We start from the raw sequence: 19,395 nt of genomic DNA, 5'->3' as shown, positions 1-19,395 counted from the left end.
TTATTCTTCGCTGGTGTGCACTTTACGGTGCAGGATCGCCTGGAATTCATCGGCGAAGGTGTAGTAACGGCCGATCAAGGTTTCGCTGGTTGCGGCGAAACGGTTGTAGGCGATTACTGCGGGGATAGCGGCGAACAGGCCGATCGCGGTGGCGATCAGGGCTTCGGCAATACCCGGGGCCACGGTGGCCAGTGTGGCTTGCTGCGCCTGGGCCAGGCCGCGGAAGGAGTTCATGATCCCCCATACGGTACCGAACAGGCCGATATACGGGCTGACGGAACCCACGGTGGCGAGGAACGGCAGGCCCTGCTCAAGTTTCTCTTCTTCGCGGGAGATGGCCACGCGCATGGCACGGGCCACACCTTCCATCACCGCTTCAGGATCGACACCCGGCTGCTGGCGCAGGCGCGAGAACTCCTTGAAGCCGGCACGAAAGATCTGCTCGACGCCCGAATCCGGGTCCGGGTTGCTGCCGGCCTGGCGGTACAGTTTGGACAGGTCGATACCCGACCAGAAGCGCTCTTCAAAGCTCTCCAGGGCACGTCGACCGGCGCGCAACATGTTGCTGCGCTGAAAAATCATGACCCAAGAGGTAACCGATGCGGCTACCAGGGTCAGCATGACCAGTTGAACCACGACACTGGCATTGCTGACCAGGCTCCACATGGAGGAATGGTCGACGACGGTAGGTTCCACGCTAAATCTCCTGCTTTGATTGTTGACCCGCGCCGCTCACGGCGGCAAAGGCCGCGCGTAGAGTTTCGGGAATGGCCCGAGGTTTCAAGCTGTTGGTGCGCACACACGCCACCAGGAACTGCCCCTCACAGAGCAGCGTTGCATCCGTGGCCCGCCTGACCTGCTGTTTGAAACGCAGGCTGGCACGGTTCAATTCGATGACTTCAGCGCTGACCAGCAACTCATCGTCCAGTCGCGCCGGCGCGTAATACCGCGCCTCGCTGGAATGCACGACGAATAACAGGTCCTCGCCTACAAGCTCGGACTGGGCAAAACCCAACTCCCGCAGCCGCTCGGTTCGAGCCCGTTCCATGAATTTCAGGTAATTGACGTAATAAACGATGCCGCCGGCATCGGTGTCCTCGTAATAAACGCGACAGCGATGTGCGAACGACTGATCCCCGTTTTGCGCGCGCATACTCTAGTGCTTACTCCTCAGGTTGCCAATTGGCTGGGCAACTGTTTTTTCATTCCTGAACGCTTTTGCAGTGAATCAAATGACGACGCCAGACACTGGGACAGCACAAAGCTCAGATAAATCGTCCGGCGTAAGCTTTTTAATCGTCTACCGCATCGAGGAATTCGTCTACCACGGGCATCTCTCCCAATCGTGACGGAATGTTTAGCCCAAAGTGCAGGTAAGCATGACGCGTCACGACCCTGCCCCGCGGGGTTCGCATGATGTAGCCCTGCTGAATCAGGTACGGTTCCAGCACATCCTCAATGGTATGGCGCTCTTCGCTGATGGCTGCGGCCAGGCTGTCCACGCCCACCGGGCCACCGTCGAATTTCTCGATCATGGTCAAAAGTAGGCGTCGATCCTGGTGATCAAAACCATGTTCGTCCACATCCAGCAGGTTCAAGGCAAGGTCCGCCACGGCCTTGGTGATGTGGCCCTTGGCACGCACCTCGGCAAAGTCTCGCACGCGGCGCAGCAAACGGTTGGCAATTCGTGGCGTACCGCGAGCGCGTCGAGCGATTTCAAAGGCGCCTTCCGGGTCCAGGGGCAAGCCGAGGATACTCGCCGACCGGCTGACAATGGTCGCCAGATCGGCGGTGCTATAGAACTCTAGACGTTGAACAATGCCGAAACGGTCTCGCAGCGGGTTGGTCAGCATGCCCGCACGGGTGGTCGCGCCCACCAGGGTAAAGGGCGGCAGGTCGAGCTTGATCGAACGGGCCGCCGGGCCTTCACCGATCATGATGTCAAGCTGGAAGTCTTCCATCGCCGGGTACAGCACTTCCTCGACAATCGGTGATAACCGATGGATCTCGTCGATAAACAGTACGTCATGGGGTTCAAGATTGGTCAGCAGCGCCGCCAGGTCTCCAGGACGCTCCAGCACGGGGCCGGAGGTGGACTTGATCGACACGCCCATTTCCTGGGCGATGATATTGGCCAGGGTGGTCTTGCCCAACCCGGGCGGGCCGAAGATCAAGGTGTGGTCCAGGGACTCACTGCGCCCGCGCGCGGCCTGGATAAACAACTCCATCTGTTCGCGCACGGTGGGCTGGCCGATGTATTCGGCCAGGCTCAGCGGGCGGATGGCCCGGTCCTGGACTTCTTCACGGTCACGCGGGCCGGTGGCCGCGATCAGACGATCGGCTTCAATCACTTAAATCATTCCCTTCAGGGCACGGCGAATCATGTCTTCAGCGCTCAGGTTCTTGTCCTTGATGGCCGATACGGCCTTGCTGGCTTCCTGAGGCTTGTAGCCCAGGGAGATCAGCGCATTGACCGCATCGCTTTCGGCGCTGGCGACCTGGGCCGCCGGCATATCCGGCTGGTTCGGTACCAAGGCGAACATGCTCGGTACCACCTCCCAGGCTTTGAAGCGGTCCTTGAGCTCGACCAGCAAGCGCTCGGCAGTTTTCTTGCCGACGCCCGGCACCTTGGTCAGGGCCGAGGTATCCTGGGCCGATACAGCACGCACCAACTCATCCACTTCCAGGCTCGACATCAAGGCCAGGGCCAATTTGGGCCCCACGCCATTGAGACGAATCAGCTCGCGGAAGAAATCGCGGTCGCGCTTGCCGATGAAACCATAGAGTAGTTGCGCGTCTTCGCGCACCACTAAATGAGTGTGCAAGGTTATCGGCTCGCCGACCGACGGCAGGCGATACAAGGTGGTCATGGGCACTTCCAGCTCATAACCCAACCCATTCACATCCAGAATCAGGTGCGGCGGCTGTTTCTCAGCCAGGGTGCCGCGCAAGCGTCCAATCACGGTTCAGATCCTTAAAGCTGGGGGGTCAGATCGGAGCCTGACCGCAAAAATAACGATTGCGCTGATGCTATCAGAGACGCAGGCGCCCGCCACGACTACGTGCTGCGCCCAAGCCGTGAGGCAACAGGCTGGAGCGGGTATGGGCATGGCAAATGGCGATGGCCAGGGCATCCGAGGCGTCGATCTGTGGCTTTGAAGTGAGCTTGAGCATGTGCATGACCATCATCTGCACCTGCTCCTTGTTGGCGCCACCGGTGCCGACCACGGCCTGCTTGACCTGGGTCGCGGTGTATTCAGCGATCTCCATGCCCTCCTCGGCACCCGCTACGATGGCAGCGCCACGGGCCTGGCCGAGCTTCAACGCCGAGTCGGCATTCTTGGCCATGAACACTTTTTCGATGCCCATGGTGACCGGGCCGTAGGTCTGGATGACTTCACGAACGCCGCGATAGACGATCTGCAGCCGCTCGGCCAATTCCCCTGCGCCAGTGCGGATGCAGCCCGAGGCGACGTACACACAGCCACGTGGGGTCTGCTGCACCACGCCAAATCCGGTGATGCGCGAACCGGGGTCGATACCTAGGATTAAAGTCATAACGCCTGCGGGTTGGATTTACAACGGCATGTGCCAGGCACACATTTGTGTAACAGCATAGAACCCCTGTGGGAGCTGGCTTGCCTGCGATGCGGGCACCTCGGTGCTTCTGTCAAGTCGAGGTGATGCTATCGCAGGCAAGCCAGCTCCCACAGTGGATATTCATCGTTCTTAAGTGAGCTGCTCGGCCACAGACTCAGGGATGTCGGCATTCGAATACACGTTCTGCACGTCATCCAGGTCTTCAAGCATGTCCAGCAGCTTCAGCACCTTTTGCGCACCGTCCAGGTCCAGTTCGGCACTGGTGGTCGGCAGCATCACGATTTCTGCGTCGGTGCCGTTGAAACCAGCGGCTTCCAGGGCGTTGCGCACGGCGTAGAAGCTGGCGAACGAGGTAAACACGTCGATGGAGCCGTCTTCGTTGGTCACGACGTCATCGGCATCCGCTTCCATTGCGGCTTCCATCAGCGCGTCTTCATCGGTGCCCGGTGCGAAGGTGATCTGCCCCTTGCGCTCGAACAGGTAGGCCACCGAACCATCCGTGCCGAGGTTGCCGCCGCACTTGCTGAACGCATGACGTACGGCTGCCGCGGTACGGTTGCGGTTGTCGGTCATGCATTCGACCATCACCGCCACGCCGCCCGGGCCGTAGCCTTCATAGGTCAGCTCGACCATATCGTCGGTGTCGGCCGCACCAGCACCACGGGCCACGGCGCGGTCGATGATGTCGCGGCTCATGTTGGCGCCCAGCGCCTTGTCCAGCGCCAGGCGCAGACGCGGGTTAGAGCCCGGGTCACCGCCACCCTGGCGGGCCGCGACGGTCAGTTCGCGAATCCACTTGGTGAAGATCTTGCCCTTCTTGGCATCCTGACGCTCTTTGCGGTGCTTGATGTTCGCCCACTTGGAATGGCCAGCCATAACACAACTCCGAATTCTCTAGAAACCTTATCAATCCCGCCCCAGGCGAGATTTCCCTCTTTTAAACGCAAAGGCGCATCCGAAGATGCGCCTTTTTGACTGCGTACAACCTTATCGCGCTTTCACGCTGCAGCCTTACTCAGCCTTCGGCGTCTCGCGCAGGCGGATGTGCAGCTCGCGCAAGGCCTTGGCATCCACCACACCCGGCGCCTGGGTCATGACGTCCGCAGCGCTCTGGGTTTTCGGGAAGGCGATCACTTCACGGATCGACTGGGCGCCGGTCATCAGCATCACCAGACGGTCCAGGCCGAACGCCAGGCCACCGTGCGGCGGCGCGCCGTATTTCAGGGCGTCGAGCAGGAAGCCGAATTTCTCTTCCTGTTCCGCTTCGTTGATGCCCAGCAGGCGGAAGACCGCTTGCTGCATCTCTTTGCGGTGGATACGGATCGAACCGCCACCCAGTTCAGTACCGTTCAACACCATGTCGTAGGCACGGGACAGCGCGCCTGCAGGGTTGGCTTCCAGCTCTTGCGGGGAGCACTTCGGTGCGGTGAACGGGTGGTGCAAGGCGCTGAAGCTGCCGTCGTCGTTCTCTTCGAACATCGGGAAGTCCACAACCCACATCGGCGCCCATTCGCAGGTCAGCAGGTTCAGGTCGTGGCCGAGTTTGATACGCAGCGCGCCCAGGGCCTCGCTGACGATCTTGGCCTTGTCGGCGCCGAAGAACACGATGTCGCCGTCAACCGCACCGACGCGATCAAGGATCGTGTTCAGGTTGGCTTCAGGGATGTTTTTCACGATCGGCGATTGCAGGCCGTCGACGCCGTTGGCGCGCTCGTTGACCTTGATGTAAGCCAGGCCCTTGGCACCGTAGATGCCGACGAACTTGGTGTAATCGTCGATCTGCTTGCGCGGCATGCTCGCGCCGCCAGGCACGCGCAGGGCGGCGATGCGGCATTTAGGGTCGTTGGCTGGGCCGCTGAACACCTTGAAGTCGACGTCCTTGAGCTGGTCGGCCACGTCCACCAGTTCCAGCGGGTTACGCAGGTCTGGCTTGTCGGAACCGTAGCGGCGCATGGCTTCTTCGAAAGTCATGTGCGGGAATTCGCCGAACTCCAGGCCCAGCACTTCCTTGAACAGGTTGCGGATCATCTGCTCGGTCAGGCCCATGATCTCTTTTTCATCGAGGAAGCTGGTCTCGATGTCGATCTGGGTGAATTCCGGCTGGCGGTCAGCGCGCAGGTCTTCGTCACGGAAGCACTTGGCGATCTGGTAGTAGCGGTCGAAACCGGCCACCATCAGCAGTTGCTTGAACAGCTGCGGCGATTGCGGCAAGGCGAAGAAGCTGCCGGCATGGGTACGGCTCGGTACCAGGTAGTCACGCGCGCCTTCCGGGGTGGCCCGGGTGAGGATCGGCGTTTCGACGTCCAGGAAGCCGTTTTCATCCAGGAAGCGGCGGATGCTGGTGGTCATGCGCGAACGCAGGCGCAGCTTCTCGGCCATTTCCGGACGACGCAAGTCCAGGAAGCGGTAGCGCAGGCGGGTTTCTTCGCCCACATCGGAGTATTCGTTGAGTGGGAACGGTGGGGTTTCCGACTCGTTCAGCACTTCCAGCTCATAGCCCAGTACTTCGATGCCGCCGGACGCCATGTTCTTGTTCACGGCACCGGCCGGACGCAGGCGTACCTTGCCGGTGATCTTGACGACGTATTCGCTGCGCACGCGGTCGGCGGCTGCAAAACTCTCGGCGCGGTCCGGGTCGAACACCACCTGGGCCAGACCATCACGGTCACGGATATCGAGGAAGATCACCCCGCCGTGGTCGCGGCGACGGTGAACCCATCCGCAAAGGGTGATTTCCTGACCTTCCAGGGTCTCGTTCAGTTGGCCGCAATAGTGGCTGCGCATCATGGTCGTGGTTTCACTTCTCGTAATTCGAAATTCGGTGGCAGGCCCGCCTCGTCACCGTACATTAAAGCAGGGGACGGATAATGCAGGAGCCTGCGCGTAGAGTTCAACTCAGTCTGCTTTGTCGCCGCCCGCCAGGTTCTTCTTGGCGCCGGTCTTGAAATCGGTCTCGTACCAGCCACTGCCGCTCAGACGGAAGCCCGGCATGGACAACATCTTCTTCAACTCAGGTGCCTGGCAGGCAGGGCAATCGACCAGCGGCGCGGCGCTGATCTTCTGAATGGCTTCCAACTGATGACCACAGGAAGCGCATTGATAGTCGTACATGGGCATGGAGATGTCTCGGCGATCAGATCGTTACAGCGCCACGCCCTGCCCTGTGCTAAAAGCCCGGCATGCGCAGCAAAGCGCGGGATTATATCTGGTAAATCAACACAGCGCAGCCGGCTTTGTGCCCAGGGCCCGGCCCGCCGGGATGACGGACCGATCACCGGACTACTGCGCGAGCGTGTCCGCGGACGTGAGGGCGTCCCGGCCTTTGAGCACATGGACCACGCACACCACCCTCACCAGCCCACTGAAGTTCTTCACGCCTCCGTAACGCAAATGCACTTCCCGATCGACGTAGGACAACAATGCACTGACCGAACAGGTATTGAGCCTGGCGATTTCCGTCAGGATGTTCCAATAGATCTGTTCAAGCCGCAGGCAGGTAGAAAACCCATTGAGCCTGACCGACCGGGACAGCGGCTTGGCCAGCCCCATATCAAAACCCTTGGCAAAAGGGTCGACCTTTATCTTGTGAAAACCACAGGTTTCCATCACTCCCTTACCCACTCCACGTGACATACAGCTGACACTCCATTGCCAAACAACAGCCAACAGGTTTCTCCCATTGGACGATGGGCCTATAAAACAGCAGCCAGCACAGAGCAGCCAGAAGACGGGGAGTTGTTAGTCGTAGGACAACGCCAGGAAGCGCAGGGAAACCAGCAGGCGGCGCCCAAAAGGCGCCGCCAGGGTTCGACGATTACTGGTTTTCAAGCAGGGAGCGCAGCATCCACGCGGTTTTCTCGTGAACCTGCATACGCTGGGTCAAGAGGTCCGCCGTCGGCTCATCACTGACTTTGTCGAGCAATGGGAAGATGCCCCGCGCGGTACGCGTGACTGCTTCCTGGCCGGCGACCAACTGCTTGATCATCTCTTCGGCGCTCGGCACACCCTCTTCTTCCTTGATGGAAGACAGGCGGGCGTAAATCGAATAGGCACCCGGCGCCGGGAAGCCCAGGGCACGGATACGCTCAGCAATGGAGTCCACTGCCAGCGCCAGCTCGTTGTACTGCTCTTCGAACATCAGGTGCAGTGTACGAAACATGGGGCCTGTGACGTTCCAATGGAAATTGTGGGTCTTCAGATACAGAACATAGGTATCGGAGAGCAGGCGGGAAAGTCCGTCGACGATGGATTTACGGTCTTCTTCACTGATACCAATATCGATTGCCATGTGTTTCCCCTTCAATTGACGAGCATTCATTGATCAGGTGCAGCTCCACTCTAGCAAGAGAGTGCGCCACGTGCAGCCCGACACACTCGGACGGCATGCGGCAAATCGCCCCGCACCGCCTGCGAGATCTGAGTTGGCAAGCCTGTTTACCTGTAGGAAGGGTCTTGGCTGCCACTGAAAAAATCCCGCACCTGTCTAGGACAAGCGTTTGACGCAAAAATGCCGTGACCGTGGCAACACCCCGAAATGCTTGATTTGAGTAGGCACAGCCTTTGCTGTTAAATAGACGCGGTGTGGCTGCCGTTTATTCCTGCGGCACGTCACATAGGCTGATACCCGCGCACGTGCTCAACGCCTCCCATTGTTCAGAAGCGAACCGTGCCAGTCAGCTCTTCCTTGTGATCCGTCTTAACGTGAGTTAACCAAAATGTTGAAAATCGTCCACCTGCTAACGGGCGTTGCAGCGTTGCTGCTGTCCTTTATTCCGAGCCTGCAGCCTGAAAGCCTGCCCTACCTGGAACAACACGACGCCCTGTACCTGGCCTTGTTCGGCCTTCTTAACCTGACGCTCGCACCGGTAATCCCTTACTGGAACAAAGGCACGCGTCATCAACTGCAAAACCTGGTCAGTGCGCTGCTGGTGCTGACTGTTGTCGTACAAACCCTTACCCTCCTGGCGCCCATGCCTGAAGTCGGGGGCCATCCGGCCATCCTGCTCAGCCTGGTGATTGCTGTGGTCGCCATCGTTCTTCACCTGGCCATCAGCTTCTACCGCTCGTCTCCAGCGGCCGCGTCGCAAAACTATGACATGACTAACCGGGATACCGGGACCGTCAAGTGGTTCAACACCTCCAAGGGCTTCGGCTTCATTTCCCGCGATTCGGGCGACGATATCTTCGTCCACTTCCGAGCCATTCGTGGCGAAGGCCATCGCGTACTGGTCGAAGGCCAGCGCGTGGAATTCTCGGTGATGAACCGTGACAAGGGCCTGCAAGCCGAAGACGTCATCGCTGCCCTGCCGCGTCGCTGATTCCCCAGCTTTCGCAGCAAAAAAAACCGCGATCCAGCCTTGGCTGGGTCGCGGTTTTTTATTGCGTGCGCAATCAATAGTGGGGCGGCGGCGCTTCTTCTTCGGATGACTCGAATTGCCCGCCCATTTCTTCCTGGCGCTTGAGCAGTGCAGTCATCTGCAATTGCAGGCGTTCGACGGCCCGCTGCTGGGTGACCAGAATGTCATTGAGGGTTTCAATGGTGTCGTCCTGGAAGGCCAGGCGGCTTTCCAGGTCGGTGACGCGTTCTTGCAGGTCCATGGTTCAGTCCTGGGTAAAGATGAAGTCGGCAGGCAATAGCTCACGCAATCGGCTGCGAATCGCGGCCACCTGCTCTTCGGTATAGGGCTGGGCCGGGTGCTTGCCCCACACGGGGGCTGGCCAGGCGGCGTCGTCGCGCTTGCGCACAATCACATGCACATGCAACTGGCTGACCACGTTACCCAACGCGCCGATGTTCATTTTGTCGGCCGCCAAGCCCTCGTTGAGCAACTGCGCCAAGGCTGTCGTTTCTTGCCACAAGGTTTGTTGATCGGCGACATCCAGTTGAAACACTTCGCTGATACCGTCGATGCGTGGCACCAGAATGAACCAGGGGTAATTGGCGTCATTGGACAGCAGCAGGCGACAGAGCGGGAAGTCCCCAATGGCCAAGGTATCTTGTTGCAGGCGTTGATCTAAGGCGAACACGTGGCACTCCGTTCGGCAGGTCGGTAACAGATGCCCAGCATACCTTCGAATGCCCAAGGCTTCACGGGCAATGCTGGCGGCCTTGAGGCAGCCGGGCAAAAAAATGCACCCTTTAGAGGCAGTAACTCAAGAGAGCAACGCTAGGCCGGGCCTCAACGGGATGCACCAAAATGACCCACCTGTGCCTCAAAGGGATCCGCCGATTACCCACTGATAAGGGTCAACCGGTAACGTTTTACCCAGGTACAGGATTCAGATACCACCGAACCGGGGTAACACCCTGGCGTCAAGCCCAACCCAAATGGCGTAAAACCCCCGTGCTTATGCGGTTTTTACAGGTTCATCACACTTTTCACGAAAAAATGACATTCGGTCAGCGGTTTGAGCACGCTTGTTGCATTCACCCCCATATCGTCGGCAACGGCACCCGTTTGGACACAGGTGTTTCGCGATAAAAATAGTGGCGTTTCAATGTGTATCAGGGAAGTGTTCAAACTTTGAAAGAAGTCTGAAAACCGCATTGAAGTTGTCAGCCTGGATACATTTTGGGCTGTGAATTTGCGACATGGATCTAGCGATTTACGACAGCCTCGTAAAGAAGCTGAAAGGATAGTTGAGTAAGTATCGTCAATAGGGTCTGCGTGAGCTAACTTTGCGCCGACACAAAAAGAAAGAGCCGCCCAGATAAAAATACAGGTGGGACGGCAGTACTCTTCCTAAAACCAAAGGAGCAAATCACGATGCGCGTGATGAAGTGGAGCATGATCGCCCTGGCTGTTTCAGCAGGCACCTCGCAGTTCGCAATGGCGTCCGCCCAGGACGATTCCAAGGGCTTTGTTGAAGACAGCACGTTCAGCATCAATACTCGCGCGCTGTACTTCAGCCGTGACTTTCGAAATGAGCCAGGGGGCGGTTACAGCACCGTCAACGGCAAGCGTAAAAGCCGTGCTGAAGAAACCGGCCTGGGCTTCAATGCCCTCTACGAGTCTGGCTTCACCCAGGGCACCATTGGTGTCGGTGTCGACGTGATCGGCCTGATGGGCGTCAAGCTCGACAGCGGCAAGGGCCGCGCCGGCACCGGCCTGTTCCCAACCGGTTCCGATGGTCGCTCGCAAGACGACTACTCCAAAGGCGGCGGCGCGGTGAAGTTCCGCATCTCCAACACAGTGCTGAAAATCGGTGACCAATACACCACAGCCCCAGTGTTTGCCTCCGACGACAGCCGCCTGCTGCCAGAGCTGCCGCAAGGTATCTCCATCACCAGCAACGAAATCAAGGGCCTGAAGCTTGAAGGCGGTCACTTCACTTCCAGCGTCGCGCAGAACCAGACCTACCACGACAGCCTGGGCCTGACCAAAACCGACTTTGTCGGCGGTGTGTATGCCTTCACTCCAGAAGTCACCGGCAGCCTGTACTACGCGAAAACCGAAGATTACTTCCGCAAGTACTACAGCAACCTGAACTGGACCCACGCCCTGAGCGATGATCAGTCGTTCGCCCTGGACTTCAACATCTACGACACCAAGAGCGACGGCGCCGGCCTGCAACGCGCAGAGAAAGATGGCGTGACCAAGCTCGACAACCGCGCCTTCAGCTTGCAGGGTGCGTACACCATCGGTGCTCACACCTTCACCCTGGCAGCCCAGAAAGTCACCGGTGACGGCGACTACGGTTACGGCGTAGACGGCGGCGGCACTGTGTTCCTGGCCAACTCCATCGCCCGTTCCGACTTCAACGCCGAAGGCGAAAAGTCCTACCAGGCGCGTTATGACATCAACATGGCGACCTTTGGCATTCCGGGCCTGAGCTTCATGACCCGTTACGTCACCGGTAGCGGCGCCAACACCGGCACCACCTCGAACGGCAAAGAGTGGGAACGCGACATCGAAGCCAAGTACGTGATCCAGAGCGGCCCGGCGAAAAACCTGAGCCTGCGCCTGCGTCAAGCGACTTACCGTTCCGGTGATGGCGTGTACTACGGTTCGCCGTCGATCGACGAGCTGCGTCTGATCGCCAACTACCCGCTGAACATCTTGTAATTGCCGGTTCAATTACAACGATGACTTGAGGCCTCGGCCTTAAACAAAAAGCCGCTCCTCTGTTTAAACAGGGAGCGGCTTTTTTATTGCAGTTTTACTTCAACCAACAAAACAACTAGCAAGCTAAGTAACTAGTTTTTTCAAAGCTGACCTTTCGGCCAACTTCGATAGCATCACGCCAAGTTACTTCGGCGCACTTTCCTGCATCACCCGAATAACCCGTTGCGGAAACGGAATATCAATCCCGGCCGCTTTCAAACGGTCACGCGCCAGTTCATTGAGCATAAACACCACATCCCAATAATCCGGGGTATTGGTCCAGCAACGCAGGGAGACGGTGATGGAACTGTCGCCCAAGGTCGACACCACCGCCACAGCGGCAGGGTCCTTCAGTACACGCGGGTCTTCGGCCAGAGCCAGCAATACTTCACGGGCCTTTTGCAGGTCCGCCTCATAGTCCACACCCACGTCAAACACGACCTTGCGGGTCGGCTGGCGGTTGGTGTTGGTGATAAGGCCGTTGGACAGGCTGCCGTTGGGAATGATCACCGTCTTGTTGTCGCCGGTACGCAGCACCGTGTGGAAGATCTGGATGCTGTCGACGGTACCCGAGGTACCCTGGGCTTCGATCCAGTCACCGATACGGAACGGGCGGAACAACAGAATCAACACGCCGCCGGCAAAGTTCGCCAGGCTGCCTTGCAAGGCCAGGCCGATAGCCAGGGTAGCGGCACCGATCGCCGCAACGAACGAGGTGGTTGCCACACCGATCATCGAGGCCACGTTGACCACCAGCATGACTTTGAGCGCGATGTTCGCAAGGCTGGTGATGAAGTGTTGCAGTGCCAAGTCTGCGTTACGCATGGCCAGCAGACGGCCCACGCGGTGAGTCAAGACGTTGATCAGCCACCAGCCGATGGCCAGGGTGACCAACGCCAGCAATACGCGGCTGCCGTATTCCATGATCATGGGGAGCCAAGACTGGGAGGTCTTGATCAGGTGATCCATTTCAGCGTTCAAATCCATCTACTTTCTCCTGTTGTGCGGCGATAAGGCTGTATTGACTGCCTGAAAACGCAATTGAGCCCCGAAGGGCTCAATTGTAGGCACTGATGCTGGGGCGTGGGACGTCAAAAGTGCCCACAGGTTCCCCAAAGTGCCATCAGTCGCGGAAGTTATTGAACTGCAGCGGCATGTCGAAAGTCTTGGCGCGCAGAGCTGCGATAGCCTCTTGCAGGTCATCACGCTTCTTGCCGGTGACGCGAACCTGCTCGCCCTGGATGGCGGCCTGGACTTTGAGCTTGGCGTCCTTGATATGCGCCACGATCTTCTTGGCCAGCTCTTTGTCGATGCCTTCCTTGAGCACGGCTTCCTGCTTCATCAGCTTGCCGGAGGCGTAGGCATCTTTGACTTCCAGACATTGCACGTCGATCTTGCGCTTGACCAGGGCCAGCTTGAGGATCTCGATCATCGCTTCCAGCTGGAAATCGGCTTCAGCGGTCAGGTTGACGGTCAGTTCCTTTTCCTTGAATTCGAAGCTGCCCTTGCCTTTCAAGTCATAGCGACGGTCCAGTTCCTTGACGGCGTTCTCGACGGCGTTGGTGACTTCGTGTTTGTCCAGTTCAGATACCACGTCGAACGAAGGCATGTGATTTCTCCAATATAAGGGGCGGGCTCAGTAGAGATGGAGCGCGCCCGAGCTAAAATGCCGGGGCATTATAGCGGTTCTTTCGCGCCGTTCACCGCTGGCGACCTTATGGAGTACACACTGATGTCGACCCCCTGGCATATTCTTGGCGCTGGCAGCCTGGGCACCCTCTGGGCCACGCGGCTGGCACGCGCGGGGGTGCCCGTCAGGCTGATCCTGCGTAACCAGGCGCGCCTGGCCAGCTATCGCGCAGGCAAAGGGCTGACCCTGGTGGAGCACGGCGTGGAACAGACTTATCCGGTCATCGGCGAAACGCCTGATAGCTCGGAGCCGATTCGGCGTCTGCTGGTAGCGTGCAAAGCCTACGACGCTCAAAGCGCCATCGCACAGTTGCAGCATCGACTGGCGCCGGACGCCGAATTGATCCTGCTGCAAAACGGCCTCGGCAGCCAGGACGCCGTGGCTGCGCAATGGCCGTCGGCGCGCTGCATCTTTGCCTCCAGCACCGAGGGCGCATTTCGCGATGGCGATTGGCGGGTGGTATTTGCCGGCCATGGCTACACCTGGCTGGGGGACGCGAGCCATCCCACCCCGCCGCTGTGGCTGGATGATTTGCAAGCGGCAGGCATCCCCCATGAATGGGCCACCGATATCCTGACGCGCCTGTGGCGCAAGCTCGCGCTCAATTGCGCCATCAACCCACTGACCGTGTTGTACCACTGCCGCAACGGCGGTTTGAGCGCCCACCACTGCGAGGTCGCCACGCTCTGCGCCGAACTGGCCGAACTGCTGGAGCGCTGTGGCCAGCCTGCGGCTGCACAGGACTTGCACAGTGAAGTCGAGCGGGTGATCCAGGCCACCGCCGCCAACTATTCCTCCATGTACCAGGACGTCGCCAACGCCCGACGCACCGAGATCAGTTACCTGCTGGGCTACGCTTGCCAGGCCGCGGCCCGCCATCAGTTGGCAGCGCCGCACCTGCAACAGGTACACACGCGGTTGGTGGCGCATCTGCTTGCACGCGGATTGGCCAGCGACTGAGGCACGCGCTACCCTGCCTACCTGTCTATCACCTGGGAAAACTCTGATGCCACTGCGCCAGCGTCTTGAAAATCTACCAGTAGGACAAAAACTGCTGGCGGCCCTGCTGGTGCTTCTCACCACCGTATTGCTGGTGGCCAACCTGACGTTTATCAGCGCCGCCTACTGGATCTCCCAGGAAAGCATGGCCCCCCAGGCCTTGCAGGCTATTGGTCGACTGGTGTCCAACCCCTCGCTCGCCGCCGAGGCGCTTGAGTCCCCGACCAAGGCCGAGGCGCTGCTCAATGAATTGACCAGCTATTCACCGTTGCGCGCCGCCGCGCTGTACGACGGCGAAGGCAACCGCCTGGCGCAGATGCAGCACGGCGACCGCCTGCACCTGCCGGACCACTACCGGCATATCGAAGCGTGGCGCCTCACCGAATTTCGCAGCAACCAGATCATCACCCTGCCCCGTGGCACTCAGCCTTCGGGGCATTTGTTGCTGGTGGCCAGCAGTGAGCTGCCGGTGGCGTTCTATACCGGCACGCTGACCGCGAGCCTGGGCATCCTGATTTTCAGTGTGTTGCTGTGGCTGGTCATCGCCCGGCAAATAAAACGCCTGATCACACGACCGATTCATGAACTTGAAGAACTGTCCCGCCAGGTGACCCGCGAGGAGAACTACGCTTTACGCGCCGGGCGTGGCAACCGTGATGAAATCGGCAGCCTGGCCGAAGCGTTCAACACCATGTTGTCGCGCATCGAAGCTCGCGAGCAGCAGCTCAAACGCGCGCGCGACGACTCTCAGGCCGCGTATGACCAGGCCCAGGGTTTGGCCGAAGAAACCCGGCATACCAACCGCAAGCTGGAACTGGAAGTCCAGGTACGCAGCAAGATCGAGAAAAAGCTCACGGGCTTCCAGAACTACCTGAACAGCATCATTGACTCGATGCCCTCGGCGCTGATCGCCCTGGACGAACAACTCTATGTCACCCAGTGGAACCAGGAAGCTACCGCCCTCTCCGGTACGCGTCTGGACGAAGCCCTGAACCAGCCGGTGTTCCTGGCCTTCCAGCCGCTCAAGCCGTACCTGCCACAGATCAAGGCCACCGTGGAGCAGCACACAGTGGAGCGGATAGAACGGGTCACCTGGATCAAGGACGACGAGCCCAAGCATTATGCGCTGACGTTCTACCCGTTGATGGGCGGCGCCGGGCGCGGTGTGGTGATCCGAATCGACGACATCACCCAGCGCCTGTCCCTGGAAGAAATGATGGTGCAATCGGAAAAAATGCTCTCCGTGGGCGGCCTGGCCGCAGGTATGGCCCATGAGATCAACAACCCGTTGGGCGCGATCCTGCATAACGTGCAGAACATTCGGCGGCGCCTGTCCCCCGAGCTGCCCAAGAACCTTGAACTTGCCGAACAGGTGGGCATCGCGCTGGAGACGGTCAACCGATACCTGCAAGGCCGCGAAGTCCCGCAACTGCTCGACGGCATTCAGCAGGCCGGGGCGCGTGCCGCGAAAATCGTTACCCACATGCTCAGCTTCAGCCGCCGCAGCAATCGCCAGATGGCGCCCTGCGATTTGCCGGCGCTGATCGACCAGGCCGTGGAAATCGCCGGTAACGACTTTGACCTGACCATCGGTTTCGATTTCAAGGGCCAGGCGATCATCCGCCAGTTCGATCCGCAACTGGGCCCGGTGCCCGGCACCGCCAACGAGCTGGAGCAAGTGCTGCTCAATTTGCTGAAAAACGCTGCCCAGGCCATTCACCTGCGCGAGGACGACAGCGAGCCGGGGCGCATCATCCTGCGCACCCGCCTCAACCCGCCGTGGGCGGAAATCCAGGTGGAAGACAACGGCATCGGCATGAGCGAAAACGTGCGCAAACGCACGTTCGAACCGTTCTTTACCACCAAGGAAATCGGCCAAGGTACCGGGCTTGGGCTGTCAGTGTCGTATTTCATCATCACCAACAACCACAAGGGCCAGATGGAAGTGCATTCCACCCTGGGCCAGGGCACCTGCTTTACCTTGCGCCTGCCTTTGGCCGGCAGCCAATTGCCCCCCACTGAACTTACCCAACTGGAGCACTGACCATGGGCTTTCGCCTGTCGAAGATCTACACCCGTACCGGCGACAAAGGCGAGACCGGCCTCGGCGACGGCCGCCGCGTGCCCAAGGACCATCCACGCGTGGAAGCGATTGGCGAGGTGGATACGCTGAACAGCCAACTCGGCCTGCTGTTGGCTAACCTTGAAGAACAAAGCGGCAAGCATCCGGGGCTGAAGGATGTGATTGAAGTGCTCACGCCTTGCCAGCACCGTCTGTTTGACTTGGGCGGTGAGCTGGCCATGCCTGTGTACAAGGCGTTGAATGCGGCGGAAGTGGATCGGCTGGAGGCTGCGATTGATCGCTGGAACGAGGAAGTCGGGCCGCTGGAGAATTTCATCCTGCCTGGCGGTTCAGCGTTGATCGCTCAAGCCCATGTGTGCCGCAGCCTGGCGCGCAGCGCCGAACGCCGTTGTCAGCACCTGAATGCGGTGGAACCGTTGGAGGGTGTGGGGTTGGCGTACATCAATCGGTTGTCGGATTTGCTGTTTGTGGCGGCCAGGGTGATTGCCAAACGCCAAGGTGTTGCGGAAGTGTTGTGGCAGGCGGCGGCCAAGCCACACTGAGCAGATCGTTCCCACGCTTTGCGTGGGAATGCATCAACGGACGCTCCGCGTCCCAAAGCGTGACGCAGAGCGTCGCAGGAGGCATTCCCACGCAGAGCGTGGGAACGCTCATCACACCTGCGGCCAGAACGCCCGAATACCTGCCACACCTTGCGCACCAGCCTCCCAAGCTTGCTCCCGCTGCGCCGGCCCAACCCCGCCCAACAGAAACACCGGCTTGCTGAACCCGGCGATCAACTCAGCCGCCTGTTCCCAACCCAACGGCTGCGCATCCGGATGGGTCTGAGTCGGCTGCACCGGCGACAGCGTGACAAAATCCACGTCCATCAACTCTGCCAGCGCCAGTTCTTCCGCGTTGTGGCAAGACGCCGCCAACCAGCGGTCTTTGGGCAGCGGCCGGCCCTTGCTCGCGTATTTGCGCAACTGCGCCGAGGTCATATGCCACCCCGCAGCAGGGAAATCCCCCAGCCACTCGAACGGCCCCTTGAGCATCAGTTGCGCCTTGCCAGCACACAGGCCCACCGCATCCACCGCCAGGTCACGGTATTTGGGGTCATAGCCGTTGGGCGCACGCAGTTGAACCAGCTTGATGCCACCGGCAATAGCCTTCTGGATACCGCGCAACAGCGTCGGGGTCTCCAGCTCGCCAGGGGTGATCAGATATTCGGCGGGCAAGCGTGCCGCGGCGACAATCGGCGCATTCGCCGCCGGAAATTCATAGTTGACCAGGTCCCGCGGTGCCACCCACGCCAACGGCTGCCCTTCAGCGCCATGGGGCTCGCCGGTAAAAGCCGAGACTTCCCAGACATCCAGCAATACCTGCTTGTCCGGATAGTCATGTTGCACCTTGATCAGCGGCCGCGCCGTGGTGACCTGGATGCCCAGCTCTTCCTGCAATTCACGGGACAAGGCCGTGGCAACCGACTCATCAGCCTCCACCTTGCCGCCGGGAAATTCCCAGAGGCCGCCTTGATGCTGAGTATCGGCACGGCGCGCCAGCAGGATCCTGCCATCGACACCGCGGATCACCGCTGCTGCTACATGTACTCGTTTCACCGCCAGTTTCCTCTTGGTATCAGGTACGGTATTCCGCGTTGATCTTCACGTACTCGTGGGACAGGTCGGTGGTCCAGATGGTTTCGCTGCAGTCACCACGACCCAGTTCGATACGGATGGTGATTTCTTCCTGCTGCATCACCGCCGAGCCCTGGGCTTCGGTGTAGGTTTCGGCGCGGGCGCCACGGCTGGCGATGCACACGTCACCCAGGAACACGTCGATTTTGCTCACGTCCAGGTCCGGCACGCCGGCACGGCCGACAGCCGCGAGGATACGTCCCCAGTTCGGGTCCGAAGCAAACAGCGCGGTCTTGATCAGCGGCGAGTGCGCCACGGTGTAGCCCACATCCAGGCATTCCTGATGGTTGCCGCCGCCGTTGACTTCAACCGTGACGAACTTGGTCGCGCCCTCGCCGTCACGCACGATGGCCTGGGCCACGTCCATGCACACTTCGAACACCGCCTGTTTCAACGCCGCAAACAACGGGCCTTCGGTGGAGGTGATTTCCGGCAGGTTGGCCTGGCCGGTGGCGATCAGCATGCAGCAGTCGTTGGTGGAGGTGTCACCGTCGATGGTGATGCGATTGAACGACTTGTTGGCGCCGTCCAGCATCAGGCGTTGCAGCACATCACGGGAAACTTTGGCGTCGGTGGCGATATAGCCGAGCATGGTGGCCATGTTCGGGCGGATCATGCCTGCGCCTTTGCTGATACCGGTGACGGTGATGGTCACGCCCTCATACACGAACTGGCGGCTCGCGCCTTTGGGCAAGGTGTCGGTGGTCATGATGCCAGTGGCCGCAGCCGCCCAGTTATCCACAGACAGATCATCGAGCGCGGCTTGCAGGGCGCCTTCGATTTTTTCCACCGGCAGCGGCTCACCGATCACACCGGTGGAGTACGGCAACACCTGGCTGGCATCGACGCCGGTCAACTGGGCCAGCTTGGCGCAGGTGCGCGCCGCCGCCACCAGGCCGGGCTCGCCGGTGCCCGCGTTGGCGTTGCCGGTATTGGTCAGCAGGTAGCGAATCGACCCGGCCACGCGCTGCTTGGCCAGAATCACCGGCGCGGCGCAGAAGGCGTTGAGGGTGAACACGCCCGCTACGGTCGAGCCTTCAGCACAGCGCATCACCACCACATCCTTGCGCCCCGGGCGCTTGATGCCGGCCGAAGCGATACCAAGTTCAAAACCGGCAACCGGGTGCAACGTGGGCAAAGGACCAAGACCAACAGCCATGAATGCGCTCCTTAAAAATAGGTGATGTCTGTGCCGTCGCTATCGACGGTGGGAATTAATGGCAAAACGCCGCGACGGCAAAG

At 59.8% G+C, this 19,395-nt stretch carries 21 protein-coding genes; 5 read left to right on the top strand and 16 right to left on the bottom strand.

Annotation, left to right across the window (positions count from 1 at the left end; all coding sequences use genetic code 11):
- The 10 genes from tolQ to BOP96_RS10565 all read right to left on the bottom strand — a co-directional run bounded on the left by tolQ (position 1) and on the right by BOP96_RS10565 (position 7,888).
- Positions 1-696, bottom strand: a complete 696-nt coding sequence (gene tolQ / locus BOP96_RS10610; protein ID WP_003193865.1) for a protein TolQ — start codon at positions 694-696, stop codon at positions 1-3.
- Between the two features lies 1 nt (position 697).
- Positions 698-1,153, bottom strand: a complete 456-nt coding sequence (ybgC, locus tag BOP96_RS10605) for a tol-pal system-associated acyl-CoA thioesterase (RefSeq protein WP_014719714.1) — start codon at positions 1,151-1,153, stop codon at positions 698-700.
- Positions 1,154-1,292: 139 nt separating this feature from the next.
- Positions 1,293-2,351: a Holliday junction branch migration DNA helicase RuvB gene (ruvB, locus tag BOP96_RS10600; protein WP_003193867.1), complete on the bottom strand. Its 1,059-nt coding sequence runs from the start codon at positions 2,349-2,351 to the stop codon at positions 1,293-1,295.
- Complete coding sequence (gene ruvA / locus BOP96_RS10595) at positions 2,352-2,963, bottom strand: Holliday junction branch migration protein RuvA (RefSeq protein WP_003193868.1); 612 nt, start codon at positions 2,961-2,963, stop codon at positions 2,352-2,354.
- Positions 2,964-3,033: 70 nt separating this feature from the next.
- Entirely contained in the window at positions 3,034-3,558 is a 525-nt protein-coding gene (gene ruvC / locus BOP96_RS10590; protein ID WP_019821257.1) for a crossover junction endodeoxyribonuclease RuvC, read from the bottom strand.
- 171 nt (positions 3,559-3,729) lie between these two features.
- Entirely contained in the window at positions 3,730-4,476 is a 747-nt protein-coding gene (locus BOP96_RS10585) for a YebC/PmpR family DNA-binding transcriptional regulator (RefSeq protein WP_003193870.1), read from the bottom strand.
- A gap of 135 nt (positions 4,477-4,611) precedes the next feature.
- Complete coding sequence (gene aspS, locus BOP96_RS10580; RefSeq protein WP_014719716.1) at positions 4,612-6,387, bottom strand: aspartate--tRNA ligase; 1,776 nt, start codon at positions 6,385-6,387, stop codon at positions 4,612-4,614.
- 108 nt (positions 6,388-6,495) lie between these two features.
- Positions 6,496-6,717, bottom strand: coding sequence for an FmdB family zinc ribbon protein (locus BOP96_RS10575; RefSeq protein WP_003193872.1), 222 nt, complete (start codon positions 6,715-6,717; stop codon positions 6,496-6,498).
- Between the two features lie 162 nt (positions 6,718-6,879).
- Positions 6,880-7,233 (bottom strand): ribbon-helix-helix domain-containing protein, encoded by a 354-nt coding sequence (locus BOP96_RS10570; protein WP_019821251.1) that lies wholly within the window; start codon positions 7,231-7,233, stop codon positions 6,880-6,882.
- Positions 7,234-7,414: 181 nt separating this feature from the next.
- Positions 7,415-7,888: a Dps family protein gene (locus BOP96_RS10565; RefSeq protein WP_003193874.1), complete on the bottom strand. Its 474-nt coding sequence runs from the start codon at positions 7,886-7,888 to the stop codon at positions 7,415-7,417.
- Positions 7,889-8,315: 427 nt separating this feature from the next.
- On the opposite strand from BOP96_RS10565, the gene BOP96_RS30755 reads away from it, so the two are divergent.
- Positions 8,316-8,918, top strand: coding sequence for a cold-shock protein (locus tag BOP96_RS30755; RefSeq protein WP_003193875.1), 603 nt, complete (start codon positions 8,316-8,318; stop codon positions 8,916-8,918).
- A 73-nt stretch (positions 8,919-8,991) separates the two neighbouring features.
- On the opposite strand, the gene BOP96_RS10555 is transcribed toward BOP96_RS30755, so the two are convergent.
- Both BOP96_RS10555 and BOP96_RS10550 read right to left on the bottom strand, forming a co-directional pair.
- The gene (locus tag BOP96_RS10555) at positions 8,992-9,198 is read right to left on the bottom strand and encodes a SlyX family protein (RefSeq protein ID WP_005790924.1); all 207 of its coding nucleotides are present in this window, start codon (positions 9,196-9,198) and stop codon (positions 8,992-8,994) included.
- Positions 9,199-9,201: 3 nt separating this feature from the next.
- Positions 9,202-9,627, bottom strand: a complete 426-nt coding sequence (locus BOP96_RS10550; protein ID WP_020302709.1) for an HIT domain-containing protein — start codon at positions 9,625-9,627, stop codon at positions 9,202-9,204.
- A gap of 740 nt (positions 9,628-10,367) precedes the next feature.
- On the opposite strand from BOP96_RS10550, the gene BOP96_RS10545 reads away from it, so the two are divergent.
- Positions 10,368-11,666 (top strand): OprD family porin, encoded by a 1,299-nt coding sequence (locus BOP96_RS10545; RefSeq protein WP_014719719.1) that lies wholly within the window; start codon positions 10,368-10,370, stop codon positions 11,664-11,666.
- Between the two features lie 183 nt (positions 11,667-11,849).
- Here BOP96_RS10545 and BOP96_RS10540 read toward each other — a convergent pair whose 3' ends face one another.
- Together BOP96_RS10540 and BOP96_RS10535 are read right to left on the bottom strand one after the other, a co-directional pair.
- Entirely contained in the window at positions 11,850-12,692 is an 843-nt protein-coding gene (locus BOP96_RS10540) for a mechanosensitive ion channel family protein (protein WP_058409974.1), read from the bottom strand.
- A 136-nt stretch (positions 12,693-12,828) separates the two neighbouring features.
- Complete coding sequence (locus tag BOP96_RS10535) at positions 12,829-13,314, bottom strand: YajQ family cyclic di-GMP-binding protein (RefSeq protein ID WP_003193880.1); 486 nt, start codon at positions 13,312-13,314, stop codon at positions 12,829-12,831.
- Positions 13,315-13,437: 123 nt separating this feature from the next.
- On the opposite strand from BOP96_RS10535, the gene BOP96_RS10530 reads away from it, so the two are divergent.
- The 3 genes from BOP96_RS10530 to BOP96_RS10520 are packed head-to-tail and all read left to right on the top strand — an operon-like array spanning position 13,438 to position 17,019.
- Entirely contained in the window at positions 13,438-14,355 is a 918-nt protein-coding gene (locus BOP96_RS10530; protein ID WP_014719721.1) for a putative 2-dehydropantoate 2-reductase, read from the top strand.
- A 46-nt stretch (positions 14,356-14,401) separates the two neighbouring features.
- Positions 14,402-16,438: a sensor histidine kinase gene (locus tag BOP96_RS10525; RefSeq protein ID WP_073452645.1), complete on the top strand. Its 2,037-nt coding sequence runs from the start codon at positions 14,402-14,404 to the stop codon at positions 16,436-16,438.
- A 2-nt stretch (positions 16,439-16,440) separates the two neighbouring features.
- Positions 16,441-17,019: a cob(I)yrinic acid a,c-diamide adenosyltransferase gene (locus BOP96_RS10520; RefSeq protein ID WP_014719723.1), complete on the top strand. Its 579-nt coding sequence runs from the start codon at positions 16,441-16,443 to the stop codon at positions 17,017-17,019.
- A 111-nt stretch (positions 17,020-17,130) separates the two neighbouring features.
- Here the strand turns inward: BOP96_RS10520 and BOP96_RS10515 are convergent, their stop codons facing one another.
- Both BOP96_RS10515 and argJ read right to left on the bottom strand, forming a co-directional pair.
- A complete protein-coding gene (locus BOP96_RS10515) occupies positions 17,131-18,075 on the bottom strand; it encodes a Nudix family hydrolase (RefSeq protein WP_014719724.1) in 945 nt (314 codons plus the stop codon).
- 19 nt (positions 18,076-18,094) lie between these two features.
- Positions 18,095-19,312: a bifunctional glutamate N-acetyltransferase/amino-acid acetyltransferase ArgJ gene (argJ, locus tag BOP96_RS10510; RefSeq protein WP_014719725.1), complete on the bottom strand. Its 1,218-nt coding sequence runs from the start codon at positions 19,310-19,312 to the stop codon at positions 18,095-18,097.
- Positions 19,313-19,395: the final 83 nt, after the last annotated feature.

This window comes from Pseudomonas sp. FSL W5-0203, assembly GCF_001896155.1.
GTDB lineage: Bacteria > Pseudomonadota > Gammaproteobacteria > Pseudomonadales > Pseudomonadaceae > Aquipseudomonas > Aquipseudomonas paracarnis.
The sequence above is the reverse complement of the archived record's forward strand: the minus strand, read 5'-3'. Positions and strand labels throughout refer to the sequence as shown.